Source organism: Acinetobacter sp. YH12211 (genome assembly GCF_013418015.1).
Classification (GTDB): Bacteria; Pseudomonadota; Gammaproteobacteria; order Pseudomonadales; family Moraxellaceae; genus Acinetobacter; species Acinetobacter towneri.
Window position 1 is genome coordinate 12,332 of the sequence record NZ_VPCW01000031.1, and the last position, 14,923, is coordinate 27,254.

10 protein-coding genes and 2 pseudogenes are annotated in these 14,923 nt (G+C 42.0%); 9 read left to right on the top strand and 3 right to left on the bottom strand.

The window, feature by feature from the left end; all coding sequences use genetic code 11:
• The 4 genes from FTU98_RS11860 to FTU98_RS11875 are packed head-to-tail and all read left to right on the top strand — an operon-like array spanning position 1 to position 4,825.
• Positions 1-1,536 (top strand): 2-oxo acid dehydrogenase subunit E2, encoded by a 1,536-nt coding sequence (locus tag FTU98_RS11860; RefSeq protein ID WP_180051465.1) that lies wholly within the window; start codon positions 1-3, stop codon positions 1,534-1,536.
• 11 nt (positions 1,537-1,547) lie between these two features.
• The gene (gene lpdA, locus FTU98_RS11865) at positions 1,548-2,948 is read left to right on the top strand and encodes a dihydrolipoyl dehydrogenase (protein WP_180051466.1); all 1,401 of its coding nucleotides are present in this window, start codon (positions 1,548-1,550) and stop codon (positions 2,946-2,948) included.
• An 11-nt stretch (positions 2,949-2,959) separates the two neighbouring features.
• The gene (locus FTU98_RS11870) at positions 2,960-3,745 is read left to right on the top strand and encodes an acetoin reductase (RefSeq protein WP_076755016.1); all 786 of its coding nucleotides are present in this window, start codon (positions 2,960-2,962) and stop codon (positions 3,743-3,745) included.
• 21 nt (positions 3,746-3,766) lie between these two features.
• On the top strand, positions 3,767-4,825 hold the full coding sequence (locus tag FTU98_RS11875) for a 2,3-butanediol dehydrogenase (protein WP_180051467.1): 1,059 nt from the start codon (positions 3,767-3,769) through the stop codon (positions 4,823-4,825).
• A 164-nt stretch (positions 4,826-4,989) separates the two neighbouring features.
• On the opposite strand, the pseudogene FTU98_RS11880 reads toward FTU98_RS11875, so the two are convergent.
• The 3 genes and pseudogenes from FTU98_RS11880 to FTU98_RS11890 all read right to left on the bottom strand — a co-directional run.
• A pseudogene (locus FTU98_RS11880) lies at positions 4,990-5,811 on the bottom strand (IS4 family transposase); the annotation flags it as partial.
• A gap of 121 nt (positions 5,812-5,932) precedes the next feature.
• Positions 5,933-6,235 (bottom strand): helix-turn-helix domain-containing protein, encoded by a 303-nt coding sequence (locus FTU98_RS11885; RefSeq protein WP_055414414.1) that lies wholly within the window; start codon positions 6,233-6,235, stop codon positions 5,933-5,935.
• Positions 6,228-6,584 (bottom strand): type II toxin-antitoxin system RelE/ParE family toxin, encoded by a 357-nt coding sequence (locus FTU98_RS11890; protein ID WP_180051468.1) that lies wholly within the window; start codon positions 6,582-6,584, stop codon positions 6,228-6,230. The genes FTU98_RS11885 and FTU98_RS11890 overlap by 8 nt, the downstream gene beginning before the upstream one ends.
• Positions 6,585-7,137: 553 nt before the next feature.
• Between FTU98_RS11890 and FTU98_RS11895 the strand changes: the two genes are divergently transcribed.
• From FTU98_RS11895 to FTU98_RS11915, 5 genes and pseudogenes are all read left to right on the top strand, one after another.
• Positions 7,138-8,355, top strand: a complete 1,218-nt coding sequence (locus tag FTU98_RS11895) for a TolC family protein (protein ID WP_180051469.1) — start codon at positions 7,138-7,140, stop codon at positions 8,353-8,355.
• Positions 8,356-8,400: 45 nt separating this feature from the next.
• Positions 8,401-10,635: a type I secretion system permease/ATPase gene (locus FTU98_RS11900; RefSeq protein WP_180051470.1), complete on the top strand. Its 2,235-nt coding sequence runs from the start codon at positions 8,401-8,403 to the stop codon at positions 10,633-10,635.
• Between the two features lie 59 nt (positions 10,636-10,694).
• A complete protein-coding gene (locus FTU98_RS11905) occupies positions 10,695-11,933 on the top strand; it encodes an HlyD family type I secretion periplasmic adaptor subunit (protein WP_180051471.1) in 1,239 nt (412 codons plus the stop codon).
• 593 nt (positions 11,934-12,526) lie between these two features.
• Positions 12,527-13,477 (top strand): OmpA family protein, encoded by a 951-nt coding sequence (locus FTU98_RS11910; RefSeq protein WP_180051472.1) that lies wholly within the window; start codon positions 12,527-12,529, stop codon positions 13,475-13,477.
• Positions 13,478-13,550: 73 nt separating this feature from the next.
• Positions 13,551-14,923 (top strand): annotated as a pseudogene (locus FTU98_RS11915) (hypothetical protein); the annotation flags it as partial.

Genomic DNA, 14,923 nt, shown 5'->3' on the forward strand with positions numbered 1-14,923 from the left:
ATGAGCGAAATTAAAACTTTAGAAATCCCAAAATGGGGTTTGTCCATGGAAGAGGGTACGATTGCCCAATGGCTGATTCAGGAAGGTACCCAATTTAGTAAAGGACAGGAAATTTGTGAAATTGAAACCACAAAAATCGTCAATGTATTGGAGGCACCTTTTGATGGCCTGCTACGAAAAATTATTGCTAACGATGGTGACACACTGGTCGTAGGTGGAATCATTGCAATTTGTGCAGACGCCCAAGTTTCCGATGCAGAAGTTGAAGCATTTGCACAGTCTTTAGGTGGAACACCTTCTGTAACTGAAAATAAAGCGGTAGCAGCGGTTCCTGAAAAAGTCGATGTGGCTCAAGTTGAAACCAAAGTACAAGCTGCTCCTAAACAGAACAGTGTTGGTAATGGATCAAAAGCGGTGACTCAGGGCGGATATTCTATTCCTGCTGCGTTACAAGGCTACCAACAAAGCGATGATATTTTTGCAACGCCACATGCCTTGAAATTGGCTGAAAAGCATAATGTAAACTTGGCTCAGATTACGGGTTCTGGACGTGAAGGCCGTATCAGTGTTCAAGATATTCAGGCCGCAGTTCAAGCTGCTGGTGGTTCTTGGCCAGATGTACGTCATCAAGCCAGCACGAAAGCCGCGAAATCTAAAGCAGATGACAGTGATGTTCTAGCGACACCTGTTGCCCGCCGTTTGGCAAAACAATGGGGCATTAATTTGCATGATTGTCGTGCATCAGGTTCACGTGGACGAGTCTGTAAGGAAGATGTTGAAGCTGTATATCAACGGGAAAATCCTGTACAAGCTCAACATACTGAGTATGCGCATCCAACAGAGTCTGCAAAATTCACCACCGTAGCTATGAATGGTATGCGTAAAGCAATCGCTGCACGGCTACAAGCGGCAAAACGCAATGCACCACATTTTCGCTTAACAATAGACTTAAATGTTGAGTCGGTTCAGGCTTTGCGTCAGCAAATTAACAGTACTGTACCGCAAGTCAAACTGTCCATTAACGATATGCTGATTAAAGCTGCTGCTGCTGCACTGATTAAAGTTCCACAAGTTAATGTTCAGTTTGATGAAGAGAATCAGCATATTTTACAGTTTGAACAGGCTGATATTTCGGTTGCTGTAGCCATCGAAAATGGACTGATCACGCCAATTATTAAAGCAGCGAACCGTAAATCTTTGGCGCAAATTTCCAATGATATGCGTGATCTGGTGACACGTGCCAAAACTGGAAAATTGGCACCTGATGAGTTTCAAGGGGGCAGTTTCAGTATTTCCAATTTGGGCATGCTTGGTATTCAACAGTTTGATGCCATTATTAACCCGCCTCAAGGTGCAATTCTAGCCTTAGGTGCAGCAGAGAAACGTGCTGTCGTTGAAAATGATGAGATTGTTGTTCGTGAAATGGTGACCGCAACATTGTCTTGTGATCATCGTGTCATTGATGGTGCGTTGGGTGCTCAATTCTTATCGGCATTGAAGCAGTTTGTCGAAAATCCTGCATTAATTTTGGTGTAGGAGGAACAGCCATGTCAGATACACAATTTGATCTTGTGGTTATTGGTGCTGGTCCTGGAGGATATGTCGCTGCGATTCGCGCAGCGCAACTGGGATTAAAAACTGCAATCGTTGAAAAACAACAGTTAGGCGGAGTGTGTCTTAATTGGGGATGCATTCCCACCAAGGCATTATTGAGCGGGGCTGTGCTTGCGCAGCAGTTTAAACATGCAGGGCAGTTTGGCTTTACGCTTAACGCGATTGATTTTGATATTCAAAAACTGGTCCATCATAGCAGACAGGTTTCTGAGCAACTCGTGCAAGGTATCGGTCAATTATTGAAAAAAAATCAAATCACTGTTTTTAACGCGGCAGCCCAGTTTATTGCCAAAGAGCAATTAGAGCTTACAGATGCGAATGGTCAAAAACTGCAGATTTCTGCACCGCATATTATTGTCGCAACAGGTGCACGTGCGGCCAATTTGCCTCATATTCCTGTAGATGGCCATCAGGTCTGGAGTTATAAAGAGGCTTTAGTTCCGGAACAATTACCAAAATCTTTACTGGTCATTGGTTCGGGGGCTATAGGCAGTGAGTTTGCAAGCCTATACCAAGACTTAGGCTGCCAAGTTACCTTGGTTGATATTGCAAAGCAGATTCTCCCTAGCGAAGACATTGAAGTTGCGAAGTATGTACAAAAGCAATTTGAACAGCAGGGTATGCAGGTTTTAACCGAAGCGACTGTAAAAAAAATAGAAACTGATCAGGCTCAAGTACATTGTCATATTGAAACTGCCACAGGTGTGCAAATCATTACTGTTGAAAAGGTGCTTTCAGCTATTGGCGTGAAACCGAATGCTGAAAATCTTGGCCTAGAAGCTTTGGGAGTTGAATTTGAGAATGGTTTTATTAAAGTCGACTCATGGTGTAAAACCAATGTAGTGGGCATTTATGCAATTGGTGATGTCGCAGGTGCACCGTGTTTGGCACACAAAGCCAGTCATGAAGCCATTCTTTGTGTGGAGAAAATTGCAGGCCTAAGTCATGTACATGCTTTAGATCGTACACAAATTCCGGGCTGTATCTTTACCCATCCACAAGTGGCCAGTATTGGTTTGACAGAACAGAAAGCGAAAGCTACGGGCTTGAATATCAATGTGGGGAAGTTTCCTTTACAAGCGAATGGTAAAGCATTGGCTTTGGACGATAGCGCAGGATTTATTAAAACCATTTTTAGTCAGGAAACGGGTGAATTGTTGGGTGCTCACATGGTTGGACATGAAGTCACCGAACACATTCAAGGTTTTGCCATCGCGAAATACCTAGAAGCTACCGATGAAAGCTTAGCGCAGGTCATTTTCCCTCATCCTACTTTGTCTGAGGCGATGCATGAGTCGGTCTTGTCGGCGATGCAACGTGCAATCCATATTTAAGGAGTCGCAACATGCCTAGAGGTTTAAACAACAAAGTTGCTTTAATTACGGGTGCGGCACAAGGCATTGGACGTGGTATTGCCTTACGTTTAGCACAAGAAGGTGTTCATATTGCCTTGGTCGATCTTCATCAAGAAAAGTTAAATACTGTTCAAAAAGAGGTTGAAGCCTTTGGCGTAAAAGCCACCACATTTATTGCGGATATTTCAGATCCAATACAAATCAGTGACGCTATTAATCATGCAGAATCGACACTTAATGGTTTTGATATCATGATTAATAATGCAGGTATTGCACAAGTCAAAGCTTTGGCAGAAGTAACGCCGAGTGAATTTACCCAAATTATGAACATTAATGTCGGTGGTGTACTTTGGGGGATTCAAGCCGCAGCAAATAAATTTAAACAACGCCAACAGGCTGGAAAAATTATTAATGCATGCTCAATAGCAGGTCATGAAGGTTTTGCTTTGCTCGGTGTTTATTCGGCAACTAAATTTGCAGTTCGTGCATTAACGCAAGCTGCGGCTAAAGAATATGCCAGTGCTAAAATTACTGTAAATAGTTATTGTCCGGGTGTTGTGGGTACAGACATGTGGGTCGAAATAGATCAGCGGTTCTCTGAAATTACAGGTGCACCAATTGGTCAAACGTATAAAAAATATGTAGATAGTATTGCTTTAGGACGTGCTGAAACACCAGATGACGTGGCTGCATTAGTTGCATTTTTAGCCAGTGAGGATGCAAACTACATTACAGGTCAGTCTATTTTGACAGATGGTGGAATGGTTTACCGTTAACATCAATATAAGGAATACAAAATGAAAGCAGCTCGTTTTTATGACCGAGGGGATATTCGAATTGAAGATATCCCTGAACCGAAAGTACTTCCAGGCACAGTTGGAATTCAAGTTGCGTGGTGTGGTATTTGTGGTACAGATTTACATGAATTCATGGAAGGTCCTATTTTTATTCCACCTTGTGGTCACCCACACCCAATTTCGGGAGAATCTGCACCTGTAACAATGGGACATGAATTTTCAGGCGTGGTTTATGCAGTTGGAGAGGGTGTAGATGATATCCAAATTGGGCAACATGTCGTAGTTGAACCCTACATTATTGCTGACGATGTGCCGACTGGCCCCAATGATAAGTATCATTTATCAAAAAATATGAACTTTATTGGTTTAGGCGGACGCGGTGGTGGTCTTTCTGAAAAAATTGCAGTTCAGCGGCGTTGGGTACATCCTATTTCAAATGATATTCCTTTAGACCAAGCAGCATTGATAGAACCTTTATCTGTCGGTCATCATGCCTATGTCAGAAGCGGCGCAAAAGCTGGCGATATCGCACTGGTTGGTGGAGCAGGCCCAATAGGCTTACTTTTATCTGCTATTTTAAAGGCTAAAGGTCTCACGGTCATCATTACTGAACTGAGTGCAAAACGTAAAGAAAAAGCGATAGAAGCGGGTGTTGCCGATTATGTACTAGACCCATCTAAGGTTGATGTAGTTGCTGAGGTAATGAAAATTACAGAAGACCGCGGTGTAGATGTCGCTTTTGAATGTAGTAGTGTCAATAAAGTCATGGATACACTCGTTGCAGCAATGAAACCAACGGGTGTAGTCGTTATCGTTTCTATTTGGAGCCATCCTGCCACAATTAATGTGCATAGTGTGGTCATGAAAGAGCTCGATATTCGTGGAACGATTGCTTATGTCAATGACCATCAGGAAACCATCCGTTTAGTCGAGCAAGGTAAGATTAATCTAGAACCTTTTATTACCCAACGTATTGCATTAGATGATCTTATTTCTAAAGGCTTTGAAACGCTGATTCATAATAATGAGTCTGCTGTAAAAATTATTGTTCATCCATAGTAAAGCCTAATATGAACGACTAATTTGAATAAGCTAGAAATAAACTCTATGTAGCTATTTCTAATATCTTTATCGATAGAGAATGAGTCTGTACGTACAGGTTCATTCTCAAATTTACAGTGTTGAGTACCAGTATGATTTTGATCATAGAGCCTAGTAAAGATAGAAAATAATTCGAATGTTCTTTTCTTATCTGTATCATAAAACTCTATACGTCTTAATAATTTAGGTGCACCCCTTTTTTTGGCATGCGCACTGCTCAATTCAATACATTCATCCGCAATAATGCCTTTAGTCGCTAATACACTGCGGCTTGATTTAACTTGATAAACTGTCTTGGGGCGTAGCCGAGTTACGAAGCTGACTTTCTGATGTGTCAAATGAGCAAACCATTGATAATCAACATATCCTTTATCAAAGACGATAATGCTGCCAGCAGGAAATTTAAATGCTCTGCCTTGCACCATATCATTTTCAATACCATCCCCCAGCGCTACAAATTCAGGAATGGTATTGCTGTGATTTAACCCAACACTGAGTTTAATACTGGCTTTGGATTCATGCACTTTTGCCCATTCGCATAATGACAGTGAAAGATCAATATGACTGGCATCTAGAGAATACAGCGGATTCTTGAATCTAAATTTATGTGCAGTTTTAGAGTTTTCACAGCGCTGAAGCAGCTGCGTGAACAATTGCTGATACAGGCTGGCGGGCTGTTCTTCATTGAGTCTTGCTAAGGTGCTTCGCGCAATTCTTTTCGCGCCCAGATGATAGAGCTTTTCCTGTTGTGATTCGAGATTGGATTGAATGTCTCTTAAGCTTTGCCGACAAGAAAGTTGGGACATTAATATGGCAACAAACTGATCCCAGCGGGTGGCTGATCTTAATTTTTGCCCAGAGTGGTGCAGTTTAGCCAGACGTTCAAAATCTTGTCTTAAAATGGGTTTGAGTAATTGACGAAATACGGTATTCTGATGTGACAAAACCTGAGTCCTTTATAGTTAAAGTGTTTGTTTGCACTCATATTTTAACTATTCAGACTCAGGTTTTTTTATTTAAAGCAAACTATGGGACAGTAGTGGCCTTGAGCTCCCATTTTTATTGTTAAACATTGAATCCTATATGTTTTCCTGTTGGTAGCTCTACATCAATACGGAGCTTCCCGCCCATTGCCTCAACATACTTTTTCATGGTTGAAATCTTAAGGTCATTGCCACGGTTTTCGATTGCTGAAAGTGATGGTTGTTTGATTCCAAGAGTTTCAGCCAGTTCTTTTTGGGAAATCTCTAATTCTTCTCGAATAAGGTGAAGCTGAGTTTCTAAAAGTAGTTCATCAGCCATTTTTTGAATACGAGCTTGGCTCTCTGGAGAGCGACTAGCCAATAATTCCTGTAAGGTTTTAGCCATTAAATTGATCTCCTAGGGTGGTGAGATGAAGTTCGTATTGCTCATCTGCAATATCCAGCATCTCTTTATAAAATCGCTTTTTCCCGCCTTTATCAGCAATACATAGCACAATGGCCTGACGTAATGGATCAAATGCGAAGAAAGCTCTCAGTGGTTTACCTCGATGTTGAACACGAAGCTCTTTCATGTTGGTAAATTTAGAGTCATAGACGGTATCTACTAAAGGGTGGCCTAAACTTGGTCCTTGCTGCTGTAGAACAACCAGGGCAGCCAGAACCTTCTCTTGTGTTGATTCGTCTTGCTGTTCAAGCCACTGATTAAATAGATCTGTCGTAATGACTGTCCACATACCACAACCAAAATATAGATTATGGTCTATATTTTAGGAGCATTATGCTAGTTTTGCAAATGAGAAATGATAGGCAATAAAAAAGCCCGACAGGATGTTGGGCTTTTTTGTCTGAATATTTTCGGATAATCCGTATTATATTAATTTTAGTTGAACTTATATACATGATCATTAAATAAATCATGATTTAAATAGAATGTTATATCAATGATAACCAGTAACGCTGATCAATCAATGCCTTGAACAATTCAAACTAAGGGATTATTCCATTTGGCTAGATGTGATGAAATCATTTGAATCTATTGGAAAAGTCTTAGAAGATAAGGTAAAGAAGAGCTTAAAAATGGTTGACACATTTGGTGGAATTGGAAAGAATTATGAAATCCATCAAACTTTTACAGCCATCGCATACTTTTATGGAATTTACAGGCTTAAATACCGGGGGATGTCTTGAATCATTTATCTACTCATTTTGTCACGTATGAACAAGTGTAAAGTGTTTGCAAAACAGATTGGTGGAGATGCTGCAAAGATTCTTTTCACCGCATTGTGTTTGAGTTCCCTTGCCCAGGCCGCAGAGCTGCAAACGATTTTAAAAATGGCTTTACAGCAAGATCCGCTAATCATTGAGGCACAAGCCAATGAGCAGGCCGCTATCAGTAAAGTCAAAGAATCGCAGGCCTTGCATTATCCTGTTCTGGCTGTCACGGCCAATCAGATCCTTGGTCAATCTCATGAAAACCGTGCTGATTACACCAGTGAAGATTTGACTCCGGGATTGCGAGGAACTTTAAACCTGTACTCGTTTGGAGCAATTCGTGCCCAGGTCGAGCGAGATAAAAATAAATCTGTTTACTATCAGCAAAAAACGGGTGAAACAGCAGAAGAACTGGGTTACACCATTGGCAGTGAATATATTAAAGCCTTGCGTGCCCAGGAATCTATAGCGGTACAAAACCGCAGTTTGGAGCGCCATAATAAATTTACCCGTGATATTGGCATTATTGTGCAATATGACCAGGGACGCCGTTCTGAACTTATTCAAGCCAAAGCACGACAAATGCAGGTCGAGCATATGATTAGTGGTTTGCAGCGTGAGCTTGGTTTTGCTTTAAGCAATTTAAAAAAATACACCCCGAATGTTAATCCCGAAGGTTTAAGTGATCCTTTTGCCCATTTTAGTGTGACAGATGGGGTGGAGCGTTATAGCCTGAGCGATAGCAGTCAACATCCTTCATTTCAGGCACAACAAGCGGAATTAGACAGTCTTCGCTCAGAACATAAATATCGTCAAACTAAACGCTACCCAAGTATTAATCTGGAAGGTAATGTCACCACTGAAGACCGAGAGATCTATTTGAGTATGGCTTGGGATGTGTTTAATCAGGGCACCAAATATTCAGTAGAGCAGGGTGGGCAGTCGATTGTGGCTGCACAGGCACGATTAGGACAAATTCAACGTGATATAGAAGAGCGTGCCCGCACTGCAGAAATTGATATGTTTCAAAGCAAGCAAAAAATGGACATTAGCCGGCAACAAATTGCAGCATCACGTGATGTAGTCGTAGCCAATGAAAAGCAATTTAAGATTGCACGTAAAACCTTGGTCGATGTTTTAAATGCTTATAATGAACTGTCGGCGGTAGAAATGGCCTATGTGACGGCACAAAATGATTTCCGTATGGCTGCTTTGGCGTATTTACGTGCGCAAGGCAAAATTTCAAGCTGGGCGATGGCTGCACCTCATTCAAACTGGAAGGCACGGCCTTAATTTTAATCCCACTCTTGTGACAGCAGAAGGGTTGTTAAAACGATCATGAAATCCATCATTGAACATATTGCCTTGGTTACTCAGCTTTTGGGAACGCCTATTTCTGTAGCGACCTTAATGGCACAGGTGACCCATGATCAAAACCTGCAGGTGAATTATCAGTCGCTGGGCGAGGTTTTAAAAACCCATGGTTTTGACAACACTTTGGCGCAGCGCAGTTTGCAGGATATTCCATCTTTAGCAATGCCTGTAGTGATTGTATTACACGATGAAAATGCAGCTGTCATTACCAAAATTGAAGGGGTGGGTGATGAGCGGGTGTATCAAATTCAGCAGACTGATGGCTTAAAACAACAGCTGACACAAGCCCAACTAAGTGAATTGTATTTGGGATATTGCTGGTTTATTAAGCCCAAATTGGCCAGTGATTTGCGTTCAGAGCTACCTGAATATCACATGCCGAAAGCCTGGTTCTGGAAAGTCATCTGGCGTTTCCGTTCCTATTATTATCAGGTGATTTTAGCAACTTTTATTATCAACTTTTTGGCCTTGGTCAGTTCATTGTATGTGATGAATGTCTATGACCGTGTGATTCCGAATAAATCCTATGAAACGTTATGGGTACTCAGTATTGGGGTAGTTTTAGCCATTCTGTTTGAGTTTGTGGCTAAAATGATTCGTGGGCATTTAACCGATATTGCCGGTAAAAAAGCCGACCTGATCATTAGTTCTGCTATTTTTAGACGGGTGATGAGTCTGGATTTATCGGAAAAGCCTGCGTCATCGGGGGCCTATGCCAATAACTTGCGTGAATTTGAGTCGGTACGTGATTTTATGACCAGCGCCAGTTTATTGGTGTTGGTGGATTTACCGTTCTTATTGCTGTTCATTACGGTCATTTGGCTCATCGCTGGTAAGTTGGCTTTGGTGCCATTAATTCTGATTCCTATTGTGATGCTGGTTGGTTTTTTAGCCCAAGGTCCATTGGCACGTTTTATTAATGAATCAATGCGTGAAGGTGCACAGCGTCAAGGTCTAGCAGTTGAAGCAATTGAAGGGATTGAAACCTTAAAAACCAATAATGCCGCCAGCTGGGCACAAGAAAAGTGGGATTTTTATACCGCCCGTAGTGCAGCATCCAGTATTAAAACCCGTGATTTAAGCAACTTTGTGGTGAATTTCTCTGTCGGGGTTCAACAATTGAATACGGTACTGCTGGTGATTGTCGGTACCTATTTAATTCATAGTCCAGATGCTAATTCTAAAATCACCATGGGTGCCTTGATTGCTGCAGTAATCCTCTCAGGGCGTGCACTGGCACCACTGGCACAAATTGCCAATCTGGCCATTCGCTTCCAGCAAGCCAAAGTCGGCATGCAAGGTTTGCAAAGTATTATTGACCGTAAAATTGAGCGTGACCCAGAACGTGAATACATTAGTCTGGAGCATGTGGCCGGTGAGTTAAATCTGCAACAGGTGAGCTTTAAATATCAGGATGATACGCCAGAGGTGGTCAAAGGCGTGCAATTGCAGCTGAAACCGGGTGAGAAAGTCGGGGTTTTGGGCAAAATTGGCAGTGGTAAAACCACCTTGCTTAAACTGGCCAGTGGTTTGTTTGAGCCGAGTCAGGGCAATATCACTTTGGATGGGGTGGATTTACGCCAACTTGATCCGAATTTTGTGCGTAATCAAATTGCCATGCTGGGACAATCTCCACGGTTGTTTTTAGGCAGTTTACGTGAAAATTTAGATTTGGCACGTCAAGATGGCTTTACAGGCAATCAGGATTTACTCAATGCACTGAAACGCTTTGGTTTAGAGCAGGTGATCCAAAACCATCCTAAAGGTTTGGATATGCCATTGGGTGAAGATGGGCAAGGCTTATCCGGCGGACAAAAACAAATTATTGCGCTGGCCCGTTTAACTTTACGTCATCCTAAAGTGGTGCTGTTAGATGAACCAACCACAGGATTGGATCAGGGCACCGAGCAGAAAGCCCTGAAAGCATTAGGGCAATGGTGTAAAGACAAAACCCTGTTGGTGGTGACACATCGTATGCAGGTGCTGAGTATTGTAGATCGGATTGTGGTGGTGGATCAGGGCAAAATTGTGATGGATGGTCCTCGTGATGCTGTGCTGAAAAAGCTGGCGCACAACGAACAAAAAGTGCGTATGACTGCACCACGCGTGATTCGACCTGCAGGGGCGAGCAGTTCAGCTCAAGTGAGCCAGGCAGTGACCCCAAATTCCGATACTGCAGCCACCTCTGAAAATGGTTAAGCTAACAGTGTGAAGCAAAATACCCCTGTGACATCGCCTGCAATAATTGAGAAAGATGTATGAAAGATAAACAAGCTCCGTCATCTGAGCAGATACATTCCAAAGACCTGAAGCTGGTTAATGATCTGAATGCAGCTTTGCAAAAAGAAAAGCATACAGGGCTGTTTTGGGTGATTGGTTTGCTGTTCGTGTTTTTAGTGGTCTTTGTGATTTGGGCCTATAACAGCACGGTCGAAGAAGTCACGCGTGGACAAGGCAGTGTAATTCCGACTAGCCGTGAACAGATTGTACAAAGTCTTGATCCTGGCACCATTAAAGAGATGCGGGTGCGTGAAGGGGATGTAGTTGAAAAAGGGCAAATTTTATTAACCTTGGACGATACAAGAAGTGCCGCGGTATTACGTGAAAGTGAAGCCAAGGTTGCTAACCTAGAAGCCATGGCGGCACGTTTACGTGCGGAATCTTATGGTACTGTGATACAGTTTCCCGCAGGGATTAGTTTAGACTTAAAGCGCCGTGAGCGTGCTGCCTATGAAGCACGACGCCGTGCGGTAGAAGATGCAGTGTCTGGCCTAAGAACCAGCAAGTCGATGCTAGACCGTGAGATAGCCATTACTGCACCAATGGTGGCAGAAGGAGTAATGTCCGAGGTTGAATTGTTACGTATGCGTCGCCAGTCTTCGGACCTGGCCCTGCAAATAGATGACAAACGCAATCAGTATGCAGCAGAAGCCAACAATGAACTGGTACGGATTGAATCTGAACTGGCACAGGCCAAAGAAAATATGGCGATGCGAGCCGACCCGGTAGACCGTAGTTTAATACGCGCACCATTACGGGGGATTGTGAAAAACATTAAAATCAATACGGTCGGTGGTGTGGTTCAGGCGGGACAGGATATTATGGAAATTGTTCCGCTGGATGATAAATTGCTGGTAGAAGCTTATATTCGCCCTCAGGATGTTGCTTTTGTACGTCCAGGTTTAGATGCGATTGTAAAAATTACTGCTTATGACTATTCACTTTATGGTGGACTTGAAGGCAAAGTCACTTTAATCAGTCCAGATACCTTACGTGATAAAACCCGTCCAAGTGAGCTGAATTTGAATCCAGATGAAGCTTACTACCGGATTTTGGTCGAAACTAGCCAGAATGCTTTGACCGATAAAAATGGTCAACCAATGCCGATTATTCCAGGCATGATTGCGAGTGTGGATGTTAAAACTGGTGAAAAAACCATTCTGCAATACCTGATTAAACCGATCACACGAATGAAGCAAGCATTACAGGAGCGCTAAGGCATTATCCTTTCTCTTCTATCATTATGAAGTATATCTAAAATAAGTCAGGTTTTAAGCCTGGCTTTTTTATTGACTATTTGCTAATTATTTTATTTTTATATGAATAAAATCAAAAAGGTAACTATAAATATTAATATTTTGACTATTACTTAAATGAAGCATCTTAAATCCATAATAAATTTAAGGTTATTTTAATGGCTTAATATTTTAAGAATTTAAAATAGCTTAATCCGATAATAAAGATATGGGATTGTTGTAAAGATATTAATATTTTGTTAAGTGCTATTGTTGTGTTTGAGATTGAGAATTGTAAATACAATTCGATTGATAAAGAGAATTGTTGCTATATTTTTAATCTCATATCCTTTAATGAGAATGATTGTCAGGTTTCTGTGAGAATAATATTTAAAATACAAAAATCTTGAAGAAATTATATTTAATCCTCGATTTTTGTTAGATTTTTATTGTTTTATTTACTATTATGAAAGAGTAAGTGTTAATTCTGTCTCAGAAATTATATTTTTGTGGCTTTTATTAGCAAAACTTAAATCTAGGTTTTAGTCAACTTGTGAAATTCGTGGGGTTTGACGATGGGTGCAAAGAAGCTGGTTAGTATTTTAGGTCTCTCATTGCTGGCAGTCGGTTGTAGTTCAACTGGACAGTTATCTTCTAATGAAAAATGGCGTAACTTCATTCCAAATGCCGCAATTGCAACTGAAAGTTTGACTTCAGAGCAGGTAATGGCAGTATTCATTCGTGAGCCAGGTGCTGTAGAAGGTACGGCAGCGAATATTTTTGTGGAGGGGAAATACCTGACCTCTTTACAATCGGGTGGTTATAAAGCAATTCCGTTATGTGCAATGCCAACCAATATCACTGTGGCATATACTGATATCAACCTAAATTATCCAATCCTGCGTGAGCAAAAAAACCCCTTTGATTTGACCAACAATCGCATACATTATTTTTCGGTCATTCAAGCCGATGATCATCAACTGGCTCTTAAGCCTTTAACCGAGCAGCAAGCTCAGCAAGCTCTACAGCATACACAAGAACAAACTCATACTCTGCCTCGCCTAGAACAAAGCAGTATTTGTCCGAAAATATTGTATCAGCAGGCTCAAGCCCCTCAGCCTGTTGTGAAAAAATACACTTTAGCTGCAAGTGCATTATTTGCCTATGGCAAGGCAGATTCACAAAACCTGTTACCGCAAGGACAGCGCGAGATTGCAGTCATTGCAGCTGAAATCAAAAAAAATGCAGTTCATATTGGACAAATTGCGGTAATTGGTTACACCGATCCTGTTGGTTCAGAAGAATATAATCAGAGACTTTCCTTACAACGTGCACAGACAGTAAGACATCTATTGATTCAGCAAGGTGTGACGAATTCAAATATTTTGGCAGAAGGTCGTGGTGAGCACGAGCTTGTGGTGAGTGATTGTGATGCTCGCTTTGCAAATAATAAAACAGCCAGAGATGAATGTAACTTGCCGAACCGCCGTGTAGAGGTTGTGACATATGGTTTTAAAGCGCAATAAACCAACTTTTCCAGATTTAAATTTTTAAAAACATATTGATGCTTCTTGTTGTAACAAGATTGGGATGATGATTATGCAAAATCAAAATATTACTGTTAAGTTGCACAATGCCAACAAAGTGATTTCAACATTTCAGGCAACAAAAGGACCTGATCAGCCTGTGATTATTCAGGCAAAGAAAAATGTAAACTATGAATTTATTGATGCTGCTACCCAGTTTGCGCCAGAAAATATCAAAACAAAACGTGTCGGCAATGACCTGCATGTGGCTTTTGAAGATGATAGAAAGCATCCATTTGAGACGGATCTGATCATTGAAGATTATTACAATCAAGATGGAACAAGCACCAATTTATTAATTGGTTTGCATGAAAATGGTAGTTATTACGCCTATGTACCAGAAAGTGGTTTACAGGAACATGCGGTCAGTTTGCTCGCAGATGAAATTGCAGCAGGTCAGGCCTTAGGTGGTGAGCCTTTAGCGGCAGCAACCTATACCTTTAATCCATACTGGTTATTGGCATTAATTCCTTTGGCGGGGTTGGCAGCAGTTGCAAGTAACGACTCTTCTTCTAAGGAAGAAAAAGGAGCAACTGGTCCTGCTGGTCAGGACGGTGCGGATGGCCTATCAGCGTATGAGATTGCGGTAGCAGGTGGTTATGTTGGCACCGAGGCTGAGTGGATCGCATCTTTACAAGGTGCAGATGGCAAATCAGCATATGAGATTGCGGTAGCAGGTGGCTATGTTGGCACCGAGGCTGACTGGCTTGCATCGTTAAAAGGTGCAGATGGCAAATCAGCATATGAGATTGCGGTAGCAGGTGGCTATGTTGGCACCGAGGCTGAGTGGATCGCATCTTTACAAGGTGCAGATGGTAAATCTGCACTTGAGTTAGCGATTGAAGCAAATCTGCTGCCAGCGGGCGCAACGCTAACTGATCTGATGGCTTACTTAAAAGGTGCAGATGGTGCAGATGGTAAATCTGCACTTGAGTTAGCGATTGAAGCAAATCTGCTGCCAGCGGGCGCAACGCTAACTGATCTGATGGCTTACTTAAAAGGTACTGATGGTGCAGATGGTAAATCTGCACTTGAGTTAGCGATTGAAGCAAATCTGCTGCCAGCGGGCGCAACGCTAACTGATCTGATGGCCTACTTAAAAGGTACTGATGGTACGGATGGTACCGATGGCAAATCAGCTCTGGATCTGGCTCGTGAGATTGGCTTGATTGGCCCAGAGGGTACGATCACCGATATGTTTAATGCCTTAAAAGGTGCAGATGGTATTGATGGCGCAGATGGTACCGACGGCAAATCAGCTCTGGATCTGGCTCGTGAGATTGGCTTGATTGGCCCAGAGGGTACGATCACCGATATGTTTAATGCCTTAAAAGGTGCAGATGGTATTGATGGCGCAGATGGTACCGACGGCAAATCAGCTCTGGA